The sequence below is a fragment of the Devosia chinhatensis genome (genome assembly GCF_000969445.1).
Taxonomy (GTDB): Bacteria; Pseudomonadota; Alphaproteobacteria; order Rhizobiales; family Devosiaceae; genus Devosia; species Devosia chinhatensis.
Genome location: NZ_JZEY01000054.1, coordinates 959,301 through 978,224, shown reverse-complemented (window position 1 = coordinate 978,224; position 18,924 = coordinate 959,301). Strand labels below are relative to the sequence as shown.

20 protein-coding genes are annotated in these 18,924 nt (G+C 59.3%); 5 read left to right on the top strand and 15 right to left on the bottom strand.

The window, feature by feature from the left end; all coding sequences use genetic code 11:
- Positions 1–64: 64 nt before the first annotated feature.
- From VE26_RS04725 to VE26_RS04705, 5 genes are read right to left on the bottom strand one after another with little or no spacing between them, the layout of a single operon-like run.
- On the bottom strand, positions 65–1,369 hold the full coding sequence (locus tag VE26_RS04725; RefSeq protein ID WP_200897209.1) for an ABC transporter substrate-binding protein: 1,305 nt from the start codon (positions 1,367–1,369) through the stop codon (positions 65–67).
- Between the two features lie 49 nt (positions 1,370–1,418).
- Entirely contained in the window at positions 1,419–2,690 is a 1,272-nt protein-coding gene (locus VE26_RS04720; protein WP_046103969.1) for a neutral/alkaline non-lysosomal ceramidase N-terminal domain-containing protein, read from the bottom strand.
- Positions 2,687–3,838, bottom strand: coding sequence for an N-acetylglucosamine-6-phosphate deacetylase (locus tag VE26_RS04715; protein WP_046103968.1), 1,152 nt, complete (start codon positions 3,836–3,838; stop codon positions 2,687–2,689). The genes VE26_RS04720 and VE26_RS04715 overlap by 4 nt, the downstream gene beginning before the upstream one ends.
- Positions 3,835–4,608: a sugar isomerase domain-containing protein gene (locus VE26_RS04710; RefSeq protein WP_046103967.1), complete on the bottom strand. Its 774-nt coding sequence runs from the start codon at positions 4,606–4,608 to the stop codon at positions 3,835–3,837. Before VE26_RS04710 ends, VE26_RS04715 begins: the two co-directional genes overlap by 4 nt.
- Complete coding sequence (locus VE26_RS04705) at positions 4,601–5,383, bottom strand: 6-phosphogluconolactonase (protein WP_342018394.1); 783 nt, start codon at positions 5,381–5,383, stop codon at positions 4,601–4,603. The genes VE26_RS04710 and VE26_RS04705 overlap by 8 nt, the downstream gene beginning before the upstream one ends.
- A gap of 143 nt (positions 5,384–5,526) precedes the next feature.
- Here VE26_RS04705 and VE26_RS04700 point away from each other — a divergent pair, with 143 nt between their 5' ends.
- A complete protein-coding gene (locus tag VE26_RS04700; RefSeq protein WP_046103966.1) occupies positions 5,527–6,522 on the top strand; it encodes a LacI family DNA-binding transcriptional regulator in 996 nt (331 codons plus the stop codon).
- A gap of 23 nt (positions 6,523–6,545) precedes the next feature.
- On the opposite strand, the gene treZ is transcribed toward VE26_RS04700, so the two are convergent.
- Entirely contained in the window at positions 6,546–8,321 is a 1,776-nt protein-coding gene (gene treZ, locus VE26_RS04695; RefSeq protein ID WP_046103965.1) for a malto-oligosyltrehalose trehalohydrolase, read from the bottom strand.
- Positions 8,322–8,583: 262 nt separating this feature from the next.
- Between treZ and VE26_RS17010 the strand changes: the two genes are divergently transcribed.
- Positions 8,584–9,042 carry a response regulator gene (locus VE26_RS17010; protein ID WP_210165400.1) on the top strand — a complete coding sequence of 153 codons (459 nt, stop codon included), beginning with the start codon at positions 8,584–8,586 and terminating at the stop codon, positions 9,040–9,042.
- Here VE26_RS17010 and VE26_RS04685 read toward each other — a convergent pair.
- From VE26_RS04685 to VE26_RS04655, 9 genes are all read right to left on the bottom strand, one after another.
- The gene (locus VE26_RS04685; protein ID WP_046103964.1) at positions 9,028–9,762 is read right to left on the bottom strand and encodes a Crp/Fnr family transcriptional regulator; all 735 of its coding nucleotides are present in this window, start codon (positions 9,760–9,762) and stop codon (positions 9,028–9,030) included. The genes VE26_RS17010 and VE26_RS04685 overlap by 15 nt on opposite strands.
- A 77-nt stretch (positions 9,763–9,839) precedes the next feature.
- Positions 9,840–10,007 carry a hypothetical protein gene (locus VE26_RS18010; RefSeq protein WP_160297799.1) on the bottom strand — a complete coding sequence of 56 codons (168 nt, stop codon included), beginning with the start codon at positions 10,005–10,007 and terminating at the stop codon, positions 9,840–9,842.
- A 26-nt stretch (positions 10,008–10,033) separates the two neighbouring features.
- Positions 10,034–10,927 (bottom strand): SDR family oxidoreductase, encoded by an 894-nt coding sequence (locus tag VE26_RS04680; RefSeq protein WP_046103963.1) that lies wholly within the window; start codon positions 10,925–10,927, stop codon positions 10,034–10,036.
- Positions 10,928–11,023: 96 nt separating this feature from the next.
- A complete protein-coding gene (locus tag VE26_RS04675) occupies positions 11,024–11,746 on the bottom strand; it encodes a Crp/Fnr family transcriptional regulator (protein WP_160297798.1) in 723 nt (240 codons plus the stop codon).
- A gap of 34 nt (positions 11,747–11,780) precedes the next feature.
- Positions 11,781–12,146, bottom strand: coding sequence for a response regulator (locus VE26_RS18005; protein ID WP_160297797.1), 366 nt, complete (start codon positions 12,144–12,146; stop codon positions 11,781–11,783).
- A 147-nt stretch (positions 12,147–12,293) separates the two neighbouring features.
- Entirely contained in the window at positions 12,294–13,046 is a 753-nt protein-coding gene (locus tag VE26_RS04665) for a Crp/Fnr family transcriptional regulator (protein ID WP_244465626.1), read from the bottom strand.
- Positions 13,047–13,157: 111 nt separating this feature from the next.
- Positions 13,158–13,298 carry a hypothetical protein gene (locus VE26_RS18000; protein ID WP_160297796.1) on the bottom strand — a complete coding sequence of 47 codons (141 nt, stop codon included), beginning with the start codon at positions 13,296–13,298 and terminating at the stop codon, positions 13,158–13,160.
- Between the two features lie 91 nt (positions 13,299–13,389).
- Positions 13,390–14,202: a transglycosylase SLT domain-containing protein gene (locus VE26_RS04660; protein WP_052715664.1), complete on the bottom strand. Its 813-nt coding sequence runs from the start codon at positions 14,200–14,202 to the stop codon at positions 13,390–13,392.
- Positions 14,203–14,273: 71 nt separating this feature from the next.
- Positions 14,274–14,849, bottom strand: coding sequence for a nitroreductase family protein (locus VE26_RS04655; protein ID WP_046103962.1), 576 nt, complete (start codon positions 14,847–14,849; stop codon positions 14,274–14,276).
- A 190-nt stretch (positions 14,850–15,039) separates the two neighbouring features.
- Here VE26_RS04655 and VE26_RS04650 point away from each other — a divergent pair, with 190 nt between their 5' ends.
- The 3 genes from VE26_RS04650 (at position 15,040) to VE26_RS04640 (ending at position 18,919) form a co-directional block, all read left to right on the top strand.
- The gene (locus tag VE26_RS04650; protein WP_152658711.1) at positions 15,040–16,008 is read left to right on the top strand and encodes a hypothetical protein; all 969 of its coding nucleotides are present in this window, start codon (positions 15,040–15,042) and stop codon (positions 16,006–16,008) included.
- Positions 16,009–16,096: 88 nt separating this feature from the next.
- The gene (locus VE26_RS04645; RefSeq protein ID WP_152658710.1) at positions 16,097–17,872 is read left to right on the top strand and encodes a hypothetical protein; all 1,776 of its coding nucleotides are present in this window, start codon (positions 16,097–16,099) and stop codon (positions 17,870–17,872) included.
- 27 nt (positions 17,873–17,899) lie between these two features.
- Positions 17,900–18,919 carry an NAD-dependent epimerase/dehydratase family protein gene (locus VE26_RS04640; protein WP_046103960.1) on the top strand — a complete coding sequence of 340 codons (1,020 nt, stop codon included), beginning with the start codon at positions 17,900–17,902 and terminating at the stop codon, positions 18,917–18,919.
- The last annotated feature ends 5 nt before the right edge of the window (positions 18,920–18,924 follow it).

The window sequence follows — 18,924 nt, the reverse complement described above, 5'->3', positions numbered from 1 at the left end:
CCGCTAGTGGGATCCGGGAAGATCATAACCTTCCCGGATCGTTGTACCCGGGCTTGATGCCAGCTTATTCGGCCAGCAGACCTTCACGCTGCAGCAGGCCGTTGATTTCGTCCTGCATGCCGACAAGAACGGCATCGATGGCTGCGTCGTCGGCCGCAAGGGCGGGATTTGCAAAGGCTTCCGTCAAACGTGCAGCCGTGCGCGTCAGGATTTCCTCGACCGGGCCAATATTGGGCAACGAGAAGAACTCGTAGGTGTCCGGATAATCGACGAAGGCGGCCAATGCCGGCTTGGCTTCGAGGATGGCGCTGTAGTCGAGACCGGACCGGTTCGGCAGCCAGCCCACATTGTCCAGGAGCCAGAGCAGGTTTTCAGGATCATTGGCAGCCTGCGCAAAGGCCCACGCCGCATCGGCCTTCTCGCCTTCGCCGCTGATCCAGAGCGACACAGGGGCCACGATGGAGCCCCGCGGCAGAGTTGCGGTGGCGTAGGAGAGGTCCGGAGCCTTGGCGGCGATATCTCCAATGACCCAGGATTCACGGATAAACATGGCCGTCTGTTCGCGCTCGAAAGCCTCGGCGTCGGCAGGCATTTCGACCGTCACGGTTTTGAGCGTGTGGACGTTCTCAAGGTATTGCTTGAGCGCTGCCCGGCCCTGCTCGTTGGCGAAGTCGGCTCTCCAGAGGCCCGCCTCATTCTGCTCGACGAGATTTTCGCCGTACTGGAACATGTTGATCCAGAATTTTTCGGCAATACCCTGGCCGCCACCGGACAGACGCAGGCTCCACCCGGAAACCGTCGGGGCACCGGCGGCGTCGCGCTGGGTCAATTGCTCGGCATAGCTGGTATAGTCGGCCATGTCGGCAGGCGGCTCTGTCAGCCCGGCGGCCTCGAACATTTCCGTGTTGTAATAGAGGGCGCTTTGTCCGCGGAAGAGCGGCAAGCCATAGACCGTTCCCTCGTAACTGGCAGAATCGCGGAAGAAGTCGTTGAAATTGGCCGGATCCTGCACGAACGCTGCCACATCATCGGGCGCGACGTTGAACAGCTCGTTCTCCAGGTAGCGGGTGGCGGTCGAGGTGCCGAGCTCGATCACTTCGGCAGCTTCGCCGGAGGTGAGGCCCAGTGCCAGACGCTTTTCGTGCTCGCGCAGCGCGATCGCTTCGACGCGCACGCTGAGATCGGGATACTCGGCCTTCATCCCTTCCGCGACATGCTCGTAGAACGGGGCCAGTTCCGGATAGCCGCTCCATACTCGGATTTCCTGGGCAGACGCTGCGCCCGCCATGGCGAGCGCAGCACCACCCAAAAGGGCTACCCTGAGGGTCTTCAGACGTGCGCCGCGACTTGGCTCAAATACGCTATTCATGTTCATTCCCCTTGTTTCGCTCGTTCCCTACAGGCGATGCGCAAGTTTGTTATGCAACCGGTTGCGCTGTCAAGTGGCGTTGTTTGATCAGGCCACAGGCAGCCTCGGCCAGAGCCTCTGCCGAACCGGGCGCAAAGGCGCCGGGCATGCCGATAAAGCGATGCGCCTCGGTGACCTCGTAGCCACCAAACTGATATTCGCTGCTCGGGGGAATGTAGCCGGGATTGCCCTCTGCATAAGCAAGCACAAAAGCCGGCAGGCCATTGCAGCACGCCCTGACAAAGAGCCCGGTTTCGCTGAAGATTTCCCCTGGCATGGCGACAATTGGAATACCGCACCAGTCTAGAAGACTTACCCTGCCCCGCCACGAGCCGGGCACGACGGCTTCGAAACGCTCGGCCCATTCGATCCAGTGACCCAACAAGGTTGCGCGCACCAGCTCGGCAGATGCCGCCTCCAGGCGCCATTGTTCTGCGAGCTGGCTGAGCGACTCCGTCTCAAGGCGAAGCATTTCCAGATCAAGGTCCCGATGTCCTGCGTCCACGGGGCCAGCGAAGTCGCCCTCGGGGGCAACGAGCGCCGCCTCTGCAATCCGCACGCCGAGGCGCTCCGCAGTAGCAAAGGTACGCTGCGCATTGGCCGCCAGCGTCCAGGAGGCCTGCGCCGTGTGGCCGGTATTGGCATCGCCGGCGCAGCCGGTCAGAAACAAAGCGACTGCACCGGGATAAGCCTCTTCCAAACAGCGTCGGACATAATACGGATAGTCGGCAGTCATCAGGAGATTGTCGGCGGCTAGCACGACGGGGTGGCAGGCATAGGATGTCATGACCGCAAAGCAGGAGCCTTCGGCGTCGCGGATGCGAATGACGGGCACTGCATGGTCAAGTGGTCCATCGGCGTGGCGCCTGTTCCAGGCCACACCGGGATCACTGCCCATGCCGGCGGAAAGCGAGGCGGGCCGACGCCCCTCCCAGGCACGCCGGATCGCCTTCACAGCACCATCCTCCATCTGCTGAAGAAAGCCAGGATCAGCGTCCCGACCTAGCCGACCCTGCATGGAAACAGGTGCGCCATGCGTATGGGTAGCGGCGACAATGATGCGGTTTTCGTCGAGGCCGCTGCGTTTGCGAATGCGCGCCGCCATATCCTCGTGCAACCCAATGACATCAAGCACGACGATCGCCGTATCCTCGACGACGATTGCGCGGGCCGTGAGCGCATCATGCACACCTTGCGCGGACTGGGTGCGGGCAGCGAACCCGGCCAGGGAAAGTCCGGCAGGCGGGGTAATGTCAACGGAAGCGACGCCGGCCATGATCATGGCGCGACCCTTTCGCCGGCTACGAAAACATCTTCGATGGCCAACCGAAAATCGCCCGATTTCCAAGTGAACCGCACCAGGTCTGCTCGTCGACCCGGCGCGAGGATGCCGCGATCTCCGGCAAAGATGCCGGGGTTTCGGGTGGCCAGCCGGAGGGCCTCGGCAAGGGTTAACGCGCCGGCCTCGATAGCATGAGCAACATTACGATCGAGAAGATGGCCCGCTCCGGCCAGATAGGGCGTACCGGCCACGCTCAGCCGCCCTTCAGGCGAAACCTCGACCTCGCCACCAATCGGAGTTTGATAGATGCCGGGCCTTTGTCCGCCCAAGGCAGCGGCGTCCGACACTAAAATAGCGCGCTCGAGCGTCTTGGCTCTCAACATAGCCTTCAACGCTGCTGGCGGCAGATGGTGTCCGTCCGCAATGAAACTGGCGGTCAGTCGGTCGTCGGCGAGTTGCGACCACATGAAGTTGGGGTGACGTGGCAGTGTGCTGGCAGCGCCATTTCCGAGATGGGTGGAGAGCCGGGCGCCGGCATCGACGGCGGCGGAGATCTGTTCCGGGCTGGCGCCGGTATGGCCGATGGAAACGTGGATCCCTTGCGCCGCAAGCGCTGAAATGTAGGCTGGTGCCTCAGGGTAGTGCGGCGAGAGTGTCACCATTCCCACAAGGCCCTGCGCAGCCTCCTGCCAAGCTGCGAATTCTTCCAATGATGGCGGCCTGACATACTCCAGAGGATGCGCACCCCTCGGCCCATCCGCAGGATCGAGGGAAGGCCCTTCCACATGAATGAACGGGATCATGGCTGTGAGCCGAGAATTGTCCTGCCGCGCTTTGGCTATGGCATGCAGGGCGCCGCAAAGATCCGCCCGGCTGGCCGTAATCAAGGTGGGCACAAAGGTTGTTGTGCCAGCACCAAGGAGGAGACGGGCCAGGTGCTGCAGGGTGGACGGGCTGGGCGGGCCGGCATTCAGATCGTGCCCGCCATAGCCGTTGACCTGCAGATCGACGAAACCCGCAGACAGAAAGGGTTCGTGCCGGCCCGCGTTGACCGGCTCAACCGCAGTGATATGTCCATCCTGATACTCGACCGCGATCCCTTTGCCGTTCGCTGGATCTCGGCCAATTACCCGCCCCGAATGGGTCATAGCCAGCGCACGCGATCGCGGAAGCGTGCAAGGAACTTGCCGTTGGCCTCATCGCCGCCCGGAGCGTTGCCGCTGCGCCAGATCGGCGGCTCGACACCGCGTTCAGCGAGCTTGGCCACGGTACGGATCACCAGGCAATTGAGCGCGAAGGCGTTGGCAAAAGTCGACACGGCAGCGATGTTCTCGGCAACACCTTCCACGGAGACCAGCGCGTCTCCAATCGGCACCTTGGTATCGACGGCGATATCGACGATATCGTGCAGATTTTGCTTGCTCGGATGCCGCGCCGGATGGCTGGATGCACTTTGGTTTGCGTGGCCATGTGAGCTGAACCCGATGAGGAATGCACCCCGCTGACGTGCCGCGAGTGCAGCGTCGATCAGGGCTGCATTGATACCATAGGCATTGGTCAGGATCAGGAGGTCGCCCTCGCCCAGCCGCTCGTCGTCGATGACGATCTTGCCATAACCAGGCGTTCGCTCGACAGCCATGGAGCGAAGAGCGCCGTTGGACAGAAGCGTGCCTTCATCCAGAATGGCGCTGACATGCATCAAACCGCCAGCGCGGAAGAAGATTTCCTGCGCTGCAAGATTAGAATGACCGCCAGGCCCATAGACGTGAACGAGGCGATCGGCAGCAACTTGATCGGCCACGCGGCTAGCCGCACGGTCGAGCACATCCCGCTCTTCGACGAGAATGGACTGCATCAGTGCTGTGACGTCGGAAAGGTAGCCAGCGCACAACGCATCGGCATCAGTGATCTCAGGCATCTGGATTGGACTCCTGGTCGAGATAAAGCGTGCAGTCCGCATGTTCCCGCAAAATGGATGCCGGACATCTGGTGCTGATTGGCCCATGAAGCGTAGCGCGCACGGCGTCGCGCTTGAGGCGACCGGGCACAACGCAGAAGAGCTTATTTGCCCGCAACAGTCGAGGCACGGTCAAGGTAATAGCCTGTTCAGGCACATCTTCGAACCGGGCAAAGCAGTCGTCGTCCACCTGCTGCTGACGACAGGCATCGTCCAGCGTCACCACCTTCACGTCGAGCGGATCGGAAAAGTCGGCGACCGGTGGGTCATTAAATGCGATGTGGCCATTTACGCCGATACCCAGGCAAACGATATCAATGGGTGCTTCCGACAAAAGCGCTGCGTAGCGCGAAGCCGCCGCTATTGCATCTGGCTCCGGTACGATTCGATGCACCTCTTTAAAGGGCAAGCGCAGGAAGAGATGCTCATCCAGCCAGTGGGCAAAGCGTTCAGGTGCCTTCGCATTGAGCCCAATATATTCATCCATATGGAAGGCGACGACACGGCTCCAATCCAGGCCCGGCGCGACGCATAGAGCCGCCAGAACATCGGACTGACTGGGCGCGGCTGCGAACACCATACGCACTTGATCCTGCGAGCTCAGCGCCGTTCGCAAGGCATCGGCAGTGTCGTTGGCCGCCGCCGCCCCCATCTGCTCGCGGGTCTGAAATACGCGCACGGCCATCTGCCCGGCGGCGAAAGCGGGACGTGCGGGCGAAGCAGCTTTAATCGACACGGATATCCTCCAGTTTTTCGGGTCGGCACCGGGTGCAAACCCGAATGTGGCAAGTATCTGATGCAACCGGTTGCACGTCAAGCGGCTATGATTTGCTCGCGCGTCGTGGCATTAGAAAAGGGAGAAGCCAGAGACGGATAGAAATGACGTCGAAACGGGCCAGACCCACCATCAACCAGGTTGCCGAGGCTGCGGGCGTTACCAAGTCCAGTGTGTCTCGAGCCTTCACACGCCCGGAAATGCTGAGCGAAGAAACGGTGCGCAAGATTTTTGCGGCCGCAGAGCAGCTTGGTTACGTCCCCAACCATACGGCTCGCGCACTCAGCACCGGCCGGCACGGCAATATCGCGCTCATCGTACCCGACGTTGCCAACCCGTTCTTCCCGCCTCTTATCCGCGCGGCGCAGGCGGAAGCGGATCGGTCCGATTATTGCGTTTTCCTGGGCAATTCCGATGAAAGTCCGCAGCAAGAGGACAAGCTTATCGGCCGTTTCGGTGGCCAGGTCGAAGGCCTGGTGCTGGTATCGTCGCGCATGAGCGACGCGCAGATCGTCGAACATGCCAGCCGCCGGCCGGTGGTTCTGGTGAACCGGGATGTGGAGGGCATACCCAGAGTTCTGATCGACAGCGCTACGGGGGTCGCGGAAGCGGTGGAGCACCTCGCGGAATTGGGGCACAAGAAGCTCGTTTATGTCGGCGGGCCGCATGGCTCCTGGTCCAACAAGCAGCGTCGCAATGCCGTACGGCGTTCGGCTCGCGCCCTGGGTCTTGACGTCAGTGTCATATCCAACGAGTTCGCAGCATTCGAGTCCGGTCGCAAAATTACCGCCAGCGTGCTGGCGACCGGGGCAAGCGCTGCTATTGCCTTCGACGATCTTACAGCGCAGGGCATGCTTGCCGAACTGGCCGATCAAGGGGTTTCGGTGCCAGGTCAGTTCTCGGTCGTCGGGTGCGATGACGTTTTAGGGGCCGCCACTTACCCATCGCTCACCACGGTCTCCAATCGCTCGGTCGAAGCCGGAAAAACTGCGTTGACGCTCTTGATCGACATCCTTGAAAATCATGCGATCCGGGATGTCCGATATGTCCTCAACACCAATCTCGTGGTTCGAAACACAACCGGCCCGAGGGCCGGCTGACGCGGTTTCTGCTGATTTTTACCTCATTCGGCTTGAATGATGTGAGCGTCCATCGCCCAAGGCCCGAGCGAGTCACCCGCAACCTCACCTTCTATCCAGACAGTTTGCCCAAGCGCGTTGGGTGGACAAGCAAGCAGTTCAGCACTGAGATTGGCGCGGATTTGCAAACGGGAGCCGTCTCCCAAACGCCACGTCACCTTAATCCCGCGATTGTCGAGGATCATGTACTGTCCCGAAAAGCCCTGCATCCCATGCAGGCGTGGCACAATGGCCTTGGTTCTCGATGAGATAAGCGCACGGTAATGTGCGAGCATTTCCCTATGCTCGCCTCGTTCGGTCTCGCTCCAATCCAGCTTGGACCTCAAAAAGCTGTCCTTGCTCATCGGGTCGGGAAGTTCACCTTCCTCGGCTTCATGATAGTTCTTCAGTTCCTCTCGACGGCTGGTGCGGATCGCGTCCGCAAGATCTTGTCCGACATCTGAGAAAAACAGGAATGGTGTGCTTGCCGACCATTCCTCGCCCATGAACAGCAAGGGAATCTGCGGCGACAGCAGCACGATGGCGCTCCACATGCGCAGCGCATCGCGCGAGACCTGATGAGAGACGCGGCGACCGAACGGCCTGTTGCCGACCTGGTCGTGATTCTGCATGAAATGGACAAAAGCTGTGGGCGGGAGAAATGCACTGGGCTCACCCTTGTGGTGGCCTTGGTGCTGCATGAATTCGCCTTGCCAACCGACGCCCTCCGCCAGTGACCGTCCGACCAGATCGATCCGACCGATGAAGTCCTCATAATAGGAGCCTGGATCATTGGTCAGAACGGCATGGATGGCGTGGTGAATGTCGTCGCTCCATTGCGCGTCGTAGAGCCAGGGCGCTCCGGTTTCCCTGCGCTTGAGCCAGTTCACCTGGTTCAGCGAGTTTTCCAGAACCAAATGCACATGACGGCCATCGGTGGCGGCGCGCGCCTGTTCGGCGAGCTCCATCAGAATATGCCTTGGCCCGTCGTCATGAATTTCGTGCACCGCATCGAACCGCAGGCCGTCCAGATGAAACTCCGTCAGCCAATAGCGGGCATTGGCCATGATCAGGTCCCGGATCATCCCGGCTTCGTCACCGTCGAAGTTGACGGCCTCTCCCCAAGGCGTGGGCACGTCGCTGTTGGTCAACGGCGCATAGGTCCCCAGGTGGTTCCCCTTGGGACCGAAGTGGTTGTAGATAACATCCAAGACAACGCTCAATCCCTTGCTGTGAGCGGCGTCCACAAAGGCTTTCATATCTTCGGGTCGACCATAGGTGGCGTCGGGAGCGAAGAGACTGGCGCCATCATAGCCCCAATTCCAACGGCCATTGAAGTCCGCCACTGGCATCAACTCGATTGTGTTGACCCCGAGCGCACAGAGGTGGTCCAGCTTGTCGATGGCCGCACGAAAGGTGCCTTCCTCAGTGAAGGTCCCGATGTGCAATTCATAAAGGATTGTCTCTTCCCAAGGGCGCCCCACCCAGCCGCGATCACTCCACTCAAAGGCCAAAGGATCGATAATCTCGCTGGGCCCTTCAACGTCTTGCGGCAGAAAGCGTGATGCCGGATCAGGTACGTGTTGACCATTCGGGAGCGCGAAAGTGTAGAGCATTCCGGGTTTGGCATTCGGCACGGTAACTTCGTGCCAGCCTCTCGGCCGCGCAGCCATTTCAAAGGCCTCGGAGAGATCGTGCAGGTACACCCTGATCTGCTGCTGGTCCGGGGCCCAGAGCCGGAAGCGAACGCCCTGCCCCGTTATCTGAGTACCGAATTTCATAGGATATTCGCGTCGAAGGGATGTCTGAGGTTCTGAAGACATAGGGCACACCAGTTACAAGGTCGCGGATGGACTGCCCGCCCATAATTGCCGGCTCCCCAAACTCGTTGCCAAAATAGTGCGTGATAAAGGTTCGGGCCTCTTTCGCCTCCATTGGCGTGATGATGCATCCCTTTCATGCCTGCAGAGTTTTCAAGGGAATGACGGGGGAACGACCAAAATGACATTGTTGGGCAGGCGTATTCTTGTGGTCGAGGACGACATGACCTTCGGCAATGCTTTGTGCGATGCATTGAGGGCGGCAGGCTGTGCGGTCATCGGACCTGCGCCAACTGCATTTTATGCGTCTCAACTGATTGGCCGGCGCCATGTTGACGCCGCTCTGCTCGACACGGAACTCTATGGGGCTCCGGTATTTTCCTTCGCGGATAACCTTACCCTGCAGCGGACGCCAATTATCTTTCTATCCGCTTCTAGCGCCTCAGCGTTGCCCCTACGCTTTCAGAGGCAGCCAAATCTCTGCAAACCCATCGAGCCAGCGAACGTCCTCAGGCATGTGGAGCAACTCTTTAGGGAGTCACCCGTCAATGAAGATGCCCGGCAAAGACAAGCCGATCGGCAGCCCACGGAAGCCACCAGCGACCCGCACGCGCGGATGCTGAAAACCATTTGTAATGTGATGCGTGCAAACACCGAGGCGACCCGTCTAGTGGTGCGCTAAGTAAGCAGAGGAAAATCCTGACAATTTCCGGAGCTTGTCAGGCTGAAGCAGACAATAGTTGGCACCCTTGTTTTCCACCAATCCGCTGTGACGAAGCGTTTGCATCGTTCGGTTCACGTGAACAGCGGAAAGTGCAAGATAATCGCCCATGTCGGCCTGAGTGAGAGGCAGCGAAAAACTCGAGTTACTGCTCAAGCCTATGCGATCGAAGCGAAATTCCAACTCACATAGAAAATAGGCCATTCTTTCAAGCGCCGTTCGCCGACCAATGGACACCACCAGTTCCTCCGCCGCCTCGCAGTCGACTGCGAAGTTCAACAGAAGGGCGGCGAGAAGGTTTGGATGCTGTTCCCAGACCGGGAGAACATCCTCGATCGATAGGCGGACGACTGTACAGGACGTTGCCGCAACGGCATTTGCGAGCGGTCGGCGTCCGGTCAGAAATGCGTGGGAGCACATGTCTCCGGGCAACAAGATCGACAAAAGTTGGCGGCCGCCCGATGGCGTGCACCTCTGGCGGAATGACAAGCCGCCAGTCAGAAAACAGATGTCAAAATCAGCGTTAAGGGCTTGGCCGACGGAATATGCCTCCCGTTTCCACGCCAAGTGCGCAAAAACCTCCATGTCCTCAGGAGACGTCACGCCGGTATCCCAAATCCGGCCAAATATGGCTGGGCCCGCATTGTCCGTGCCGCCGATGGGCGCTCGTTCGCTGCGCATGATTTTTCCAATCAACGTGTTGGCCTCTCCGCGTCTGGAGACCGGACAATACTCACGACAGGGGACGTCAACGTCGTTCAGCTATTCCCCTCGCTCTCAACATTGCGAGGCTTGGGCTTTGCCTTGCCGTCATGAGCATAGTCGTTGACGACAACGGTCTTCTTTGAGACGGCACCACCGGGACGGCGATGGTCCCGGTAATGCTCTTCGTTGTCAGGGTGCGGATCTTCAGGTCTGCTGGTCATGGCTCACTCCATCCCGCGGTCGCACTTCAGGCAACGCCCTTGCCGCCTGTCACTCCAAAGACTTCGCCGGTTATGTAGCTGCCTTCCTGAGAAGCGAGCAGCACGTAGATCGGAGCAAGTTCGACAGGCTGGCCAGGGCGACCGAAGGCGCTATTCTGCCCGAATATCTCGACCTTTTCCGGAAACTGCCCGCCGCTGGGTTGGAGCACTGTCCAGAACGGCCCTGGGGCCACGGCGTTGACGCGGATGCCCTTCTCGATCAGTTGCTCGGCCAGTGCCTTGGTATAAGCGACGATACCAGCCTTGGTTGTGGCATAGTCAAGCAGGTGGGACGAAGGCTCATAGGCCTGAATTGATGCCGTTGTAATGATCGAGGCACCCGGCGGCAGATGCTGCACAGCCGCTCGCGTCAGCCAATGCAAGGCATAGAGATTGGTCTTCATGGTCTTGTCGAAGTCGTCGCTGCTCAGATCGTCGACCGACTTGCGCGCCTGCTGGCGGGCAGCATTGATGACGAGAATGTCGAGGCCACCAAGCTGTTCGACGGCGTCCTTGATCATGCGCTGACAGGTTTCCTCATCTGAGACATCACCAGGTAAGGCGACTGCCTTTGTCCCGGCGCGTTCGATATATCCGACGACCTCGTTGGCATCGTCGAGTTCTGAGGGCAGAAACCCTATGGCAACGTCCGCTCCTTCGCGCGCAAAAGCAATCGCAGCGGCACGCCCGATACCGGAATCGCCGCCCGTTATCAGCGCCTTACGGCCGAGAAGCCGTCCATAGCCGGAATAGCTCTCCTCACCATGATCTGGCGTCGGCTTCATTTTGCCGGCGATGCCCGGCGGCTCCTGTTCCTGCCTCGGAAAGGGTGGGACGGGATATTGGTGGCGCGGATCCTGCATGGTGAACCGATCGGGCATTGGAGTCTCCTTGTTTCAGAGGGCCAATGCAGTGTGCGGGCGTCGGTTCCGCACCTAATGATGCGACACGTGCGGGTCTAGACAACGCAGTGTCGCTTAACGCGCGTTGATCGGGCCTACCGCTTCAATCCCAAGATAGGCTGGGTCAAAGCCTGAAAGCGATATCAGTCGCGCCGGGTTCTGGAGGGTGACGCGGCCTCCGCGCAAGGTAATTGCGCCATCCCGTCTGAGGGCCTGGATGGTACGGTTTACATGCACAGTAGATAGTCCAAGGGCCTCGCCTATGTCCGATTGCGTCATCGGCAATTCGAAGCTGTGGTCCGCATTGACCAGACCCACGACATCGAGACGGCGCCATATCTCGCATAGAAAATGAGACAACCGCTCCATCGCCGTTCGGACGCCCAAGCTCATTACGCGCTCTTCTCGGATGGCCGTCTCTATCGCGAGGGCACGTAAGGCAGACTTCATGAGCGCGGGAAATTCTTCGGCAGCTGCAGCAAATTGAGCCGCACCAATGTGCCCAAATTGACTCGTGGTTGTGGTTCGGAACTGCAGATTGGATGTCCGGCTGGTGAGGAAACTGAAATCGACCAGGTCTCCCGGCAGGATCACGGACGTAATTTGCCTTCTGCCATTTCCAAGAAGTTTGAAGTGACAGACCCATCCTGTCAGCAAAATGCACAGCTCTGCGCCATGTTCACGCTGCATCTCGCAGGCGGGCACGGGCGCAAGAGTTTTGACCGCACGATAGAGTGCGTCGCGGGCGCCACTATCAAGTGCCTCATAAGCAGACATGCGAAGGATAAAGCGGTCCACCAGATCTGTCCGGCGCCCGCTTGTTGTATTTTCACTAATTATGGTCAGTCCTCCGCGCATCGAGCGCCGAAAGGAGGGTCGTAGCGATCTTGTGTGGCGGATCGAGCTTGTCTCGCCAAGGAATGTGAGCGAACTCGACGGGACAATCGCTCGGCTGATGGGCACTGTAGAACAGGAGCGCCAAACCCATTTGTTCGAGGGTGGGCACCACGTCGTAGATCTCGCCATCGGCGAGAACGACGTCAAGAATGGCGGCATTCACATCAGAGTGCTGGTCCAGAACCTCGCCGAGTTCTTTCAGGCTTGCAGCACTTGCTACAACGGTTGCCCCCAAGGCGAGCAGATGCTCCGCCAGTTCAACGGCAAGCAGGAATTCGTCTTCGCAGATAATGAGGCGCAAGTCGGCAAACGCTGTAGACATAAGAAGCGAGGTACCCCCGCTTCCACTCTAGAGCGACGCTTCGCGGCCCCCACTCACATAGGTTAAGCTCTACGGAATATTATGCTGATCTTCCCGAACCTTAGCGGAAATGCAGGGCTGCGCGCCCTAGCGGGGCTCTCGGACAAGGTGCAGATAGCGATCGCTGAACTGGCCGGTCGCAACGAGCCGGGACCAATCCAGAATCCTAACTGTACCTCGCTCCCAGGTGATGAGATCCTGTTGTCGCAACTCCTGCACCACCCGGTTGACATGCACAGCAGAAATTCCGAGTGCATCGCCCATTGCCACTTGGGTAACCGGAAAGCGAAACTCGTGATCTCGGGCAAGGCCGACAATTTCAAGCCGCTTGTAGATTTCGCAGAAGAGACGCGCCGTTCGCTGTGGCGCGGACAAAAGGCCGAGCCCGATCAGCCATTCTCTGTGACCGGCGGCATCGATCAAAGTCATCAGCCACAGCATGCGCGTCAGATGCGGAAAACGCTCTGTCACCTGGAGCAAGCTCTCATGGGGAAAACCAACCGCCGTACATTCGGTGAGGGCGCCCACCGAATGGTCCATTTCCTTGAGTAGGAAGCTGTGAAGGTCGACAAAATCCCCAGGGAGATGAATTGCCATGATCTGGCGCTCTCCGCTCGGTAGGAGTCGGTACCGACACGCAAATCCCGACGTGACGAGAACGCACCGCATTGGCCGGTCACCCTCCACGACCAGATCTTCACCGGACGAAAAATGCAAGCGGTCGCGAGCTGACTGGATGATTGCGCGCTTCTCATCCAGTCCGAGCGTGTCGCGCAATTGCAGCCTGGCAAAAAAAGGGTCGAGCTGCTTTTCTAGCCCAAAGATTTGTTCGGCTATCACTGCTCCGCCTTTCAACGAAAAGCCGTATATCAGCCACAAGTAGCGGCAGAGATCACTTTAGGGCCTTCGCAGCCAATAACAAGCGGTGAGATCGGTGTGGACGACGACGTCTCAGATCGTTCCGCCTGCCAAGCTGGCAAAGCCCAGAATCGCGAGCACCGGCAACCAGCACGTCAATGCAAGCAGGGTGACAATCCATGAGCGCGGAACAGCCGGTACTTCGAGCTCTCGAAAGCGCAAAATGAAGTTCAATCGATCCTCCACTTCTTCGCCCTTATTTTTCGGGCTTTTGTCCAGAAACGCCGGATCACTACAGATGGTTCGGGCATTCCCGCACTCGTGACTACTGGCTGTATAACTGGGTGAAAAACGCGGCGCTTTCCGCCGCGCTCTCTGCCGCATCTTCCTCAGGCACTGTCTTGAAAAGGCCAGTGAATGACATGTTTGCAGGGGAAAATCGCGACGGTAGCGGCGGTTCGGCCTGCGCCACAGGCGGTGTCACGTCCTGGCCATTCATCTGCTGAGTAGTGAAGCTCGCGCGGGTCGCCCCTTCATGCTTGGCCACAAGCACCTGATAGACCTGCCGGATGGTGCGAGGCTGCCCATTCTGGTCGTAGAAGATAGATCGATTTGCGGCGGCGGGCCGGGGGAAAAGATTGACCGCGATCTGGTCAGGATTCTGCAGCCCCGCCGTAAACATTTTCTCGGCGCCCTGCGCACCCAGAAAATGGGCGATGTACAATTCACCGGGACTGGGGACGCGTCCGAATGCTGACTTGAGATATTCTCCGTTCGAACGCGTAAATGCTGCCGCAAGGTCGGCTGCGACTTGCGGATCCTCTCGCAACTTCAAGATCTCCGCACGGCGAGACGGATCCGAGACAACGTAATCTCCCGAAGCGGTGACAGATATCTGGTCGGCGTACGACTGATAACCGAGACGCGGCCCCTGCTGCTTCATCACTTGGAGCCAAGTGCTCTCCAAAAACTGGAACAGCCCGACTGCGCTGGATGTGGAGGCGCGTGCCGCCGGATTGAGCCCACTTTCCCGCTGAGCGGTTTGCAGCAGGTAGCCGAAATCCACGCCACTCTTGCTGCCGGCATTTTGCAGCGCCTGAGCAAGTCGCTGGGGGATGGAAACCGGCTGTACGCCCATGGCGGCATTCCACGGAGAATCACAAGCCTCATTGTATCAGCTCGGGCCGTTAACACTTGATTAACTACAAGCTATCCTTGCCAGTATCGCACGATGTCGCCGAGGATCGGCCGCGGACGGTCTTCCATCGCCGCTGTCGGCGTCCCAATGTGGACAAAGCCGACAAATCGCTCGCCATCCTGAGCGCCCAAAGCACGGGCCGCTTCCTCGTCGAAAGCATACCAGCGCGTGACCCAAGACGCGCCGAACCCGAGTGCTGCCGCCCCATGCAGGAGATTGAATGCCACATTGCCAGCCGAGAGAACCTGTTCGAGTTCAGGAACCTTCGGGTGGGCCTGCGGGACGGACAAGACGCCGATCGTCAAGGGCGCCGGCAAGAACCGGTGCCGCTCAATCTCAATGCTCGCCTCGTCCGCTGGGTTGCGCCGTGCAACGATGTCCGCCAACCTCTCCCCGGCCTGCGCCCGCGCCTCGCCTGCGTAGATGATTAGTCGCCAAGGCGCGAGTTTGCCGTGGTCCGGAACCCGTGTCGCTATTGTGAGCAGCGTTTCCAGTTCCTGAGAAGATGGTCCTGGATCTCGAAGAAATCCAATTCCGGTCGAACGGCGGGTCAGCAGGTGGTCGCGCAGGGCATCATTGGCGGGCATTGGTCACTCCTAACTCTGCGCCTACATACCTTCGGACACGGCCGGGACCAAGGGCGAATGGAATAATGGCGTGAAGGGGTCTTGCCTGGTTTTCATCGGGCCGCGAGTGTGACACAGCTTCTCCGCAATCGCGGATTATCGCATGCGCATAGTGCGCCGCATCAAACGCCATGCACGCCTGGGAGACCTTATGCGTTCGGCCCTTCTTCTCGCCCTGCTCATTGCCTTCACGGCCGGCTTTACTTCGATAATCCCGAGCCACGCTGTCTATGCCCAGGAAGAAGCGGACATTCCGCCCCTGCCGAGACCGCGTCCCGATCGCAGCGCTACCCCGCAGGATGCAGGAACGCCAGCCGCTTCGACAGCTGCGACCGAGGCCATCTCCGCTTTCGCTGATATTCCGCAGCCCGTGACGCTCTCCGCTGTGATTACAGAAGGCGGAGCGCCGATCCAGGATGGCCTGATCTGGCGGGTGTTTGAAAGCGAACCAACTCCAGAGGGCGAAATGGCCCTCGTCACCAAGGCCGAGACTGGTCCGGCGAATATCGAGTTGAGGCCAGGTGAATATGTGCTGCATGTCTCCTACGGACGCGCTCAGCTCAGTGAGCCGCTATCGGTGGTACCCGGGCAAAACCGCAAGGATGTCATCCTTGATGCCGGCGCGTTGCGCCTTAATTCGGAGGTGACCGGCGAAGTCCCCATCTCGCCTGCCATGCTGAGCTTCGATATCTTCACCGAGGGCAGCGAAGCCAACCGGTCGCTGATCGCCGAGAATGTATCGGCGAATGAGATCGTGACGCTCAATGCGGGGACGTATCACATCGTATCGCATTTCGGCTCGATCAACGCCGTTGTACGCGCGGATCTGCGGGTCGAAGCCGGCCAGCTAACCGACGCCACACTCTACCACCATGCCAGCGAAGTCGCCCTGAAGCTCGTGTCCGAGGAGGGCGGCGAAGCCATCGCCGACGTGGAGTGGACCATCAAGACTGCCGATGGCACGACGGTGTTCACAGAGCGCAGTGCTTTCCCGTCCACTGTTCTGGCGGAAGGCGAGTACCTTGTCCTGGCTAAGATGGGTGACCAGGTCTACAATCGTGATCTCGAGGTAAAGCCCGGTCCCCTGCGTCAGGTCGAAGTCCTGACCGCAGCCTTCTAGATCGCGCTGCATTCTGGCAGCCCCCTTCCCTAATCCACCTTCAAAGATCTGCGTGAAATTCCAGACCAAGGCCTAAGAGGAGGCACCCATGATCCGGACCCCAAATCGTTTGCAGGTTTTTGCCTGTGTCTGCCTTGTGAGTGTGGCACTACCCGCCCAGCAGGTGAGTGCCAAGGACAAGACCAAAGCCGGCCCAGCGGAAACGGCTGCGGCGGACATTTCCTACACCGTCTCCATTCCCACAATCGAAACGGAACAGTCCTCCCTTTCCGACGCCGTTCTCACTGAAATTCTGAGCGGCGAAATCACCGAGCATGCCGATGGGCTGGCAACACTGACTGCGGACAGCATTCTCGTTCCAGAAATCCACGTGAGCATCCGCTCCGTTCGCGGTGAGGAAGAATATGTTGCTGAGCTGACTTTTTCCGATCTGGTTCTGGAGGATGTCACGGCCGGAATTGCCGGGTCGGTCAGCTTGGGCGGCGTCAGCCTTGCGACCGATGAGGCCAGCTCCGAATTTGGCGCTATGTCGGCTTCTCAATTCAACATTGCCGCTATGCTGGGCTTTTATGGGCTTACCCCGACGATCAGCAGCGAATTTCAGACTCTCTACACCGACCTGTCTCTTGAAGGCGGGGCAATCCGAGCGGATGACATCGCATGCGAGATAGGCGCGGTCAGTGGCGCCGAGTTTAGAGCGCGTCCGCTCATGACCTCCCCAATGGATCTCCTAGCTATGGCCCGCGCTCTGGAAGATGAGCCAGGGGAGACGGATGCTGATCTGACTGGTCAGTTCATGCGGGTCTACGCCGATTTCCTGACCGCTTTCGAAACGTCGGACATCGTGGTCGAGGGACTGTCCTGTACGGGTGACGAGGATGGGCGACCGATGACGTTCGAGATCGCCGGCATGACGATGGGCGGCATGTCGCCGGGTATCTACCCCTCGGTTACAATGCGGGGTCTGAACATCCAGGTGGAGGGTGACGGCGAGATGTCGCTCGACGCTGCAACGTTCAAGCCAATGGATATGTCGGCTGTCATCTCGCTCCTCGAGAACGCCCCCGAGGCCATCGATGACGCGTGGTTGGAAGAAAATAGCCGTCTGATGATCCCTGCCATGGAAGGTTTCGCGTTCAGCGGATTTGAGATGGACATTCCGGATCCTGAAGACGACGCAGCGCGCATCGCCGCGAGTATCGCGGCTTTCGATCTGACGCTTGCCAATTACGTCAACGGCATTCCCACGCGAATGGATATGTCGGCCGAAGGGATAAAGACGACGCTTCCAGAGGACAGCGAAGACGAAACAATCGTTCAATTGCGCGCCATGGGCCTGACCGAAATCGATGCGGCGTTCCGCATAGCCGGGGCGTGGGATGAGCCAAGCAACACCATCGACTTCGAGGAAGTCTCCATCAGCGGCGTCGATCTGGGCACCGTCGCCATTTCCGGACTGATTGCAAATGCCAGCGAGGACCTCTTCTCGCTCAACTCAAACCTTGCCTTGGCGGCAGGCATGGGGCTGGCGCTTAAGTCGCTCGACCTCAATATCAATGACGCCGGACTTTCTGACATTATCCTCACCGTCGCCTCCGGCGAGGTCGGCCAAGATCCGGAAGCCATGCGCCCCATCATGGCCGGCATCGCTCAAGGTACGGTCATTTCCATGATGGCTGGTGTCGCCAATGCTGCGCAGCTGGGTGAAGTGGTGAACAGCTTTGTCAGCGGAAAGACGAAATCCTTGCAGATTGGCATTCTTGCCAAGGACGATCCGGGATTGAGCATGCTTGACCTGATGCAGGCCGAGGAAGACCCCGCTAGCCTTATCGGGAAGGTCGATGTCGAGGCGACCACCGAATAAATGCGCCGATGAGGCAGAAGGGCCCGCATGAAAGTCTTTGTCACCGGCGCCGCGGGCTTTATCGGGTCGCACCTTTCCAGGCGGTTGGTAGCCGAGGGCCATGAGGTTCTCGGCTATGATGGCGTTACCCCCTACTACGATGTAAAGTTGAAACGTGCGCGCCTCGCGCTGCTCCATGATGAACCACGTTTTTCGTTCGTCGAGGCAATGCTGGAGGATAGGGCGGCTCTGGAACGCGTGGTGTTCGGCTTCGAGCCGGACGTCATCGTTCACCTTGCTGCGCAGGCAGGGGTTAGGTACAGCCTCGAAAATCCGGCCTCCTATATCAGTACCAATGTCGTAGGCACGTTCAATTTGCTTGAAGTGTGTCGCGCCCTCAAGCCGAGCCACGTGCTGCTCGCTTCAACGTCCTCGGTCTATGGGGCCAATGAAAGCCTGCCTTTTGCGGAAACGGATCGTACCGATTTTCCGGTCTCGATCTATGCCGCCACCAAGAAGGCCGGCGAAGCGCTGAGCCATTCCTACTCCCACCTCTTCGACATCCCCACGACCAATTTCCGGTTCTTTACGGTCTTTGGCCCGTGGGGCCGGCCAGACATGGCTCTGTTCAAATTCGTCTCGTCCATGCGCAGGGGCGAGGCCATAGAGGTATACGGCGAAGGCAGGATGAAGCGCGACTTCACCTATATCGACGATCTGGTCACAAGCATCGTCGCCCTGATGGGGGCCGTCCCTCAGCGCGGCCATCCCGTGGCGGTGCCGGGAGTCGTTGATTCTTTGTCGCCCGTTGCCCCTTGGCGGGTCGTCAACATTGCCGGAGGCGGGTCGGTGGGGCTGCTAGACTTCATCGAAGCAATCGAGGCGGCCACAGGCCTCACCGCCCGCAAGACCATGCTGCCCATCCAGCCTGGGGAAATGGTGGACACGTTTGCGGATGCGCGGCTGCTTGAAGCCCTGACGGGATTTTTGCCGCGAACGCCCGTTGCAGAGGGCGTTCGTCGCTTTGTCGATTGGCATGATGAGTGGACGCAGACCCGGTCCGAATAAACCAT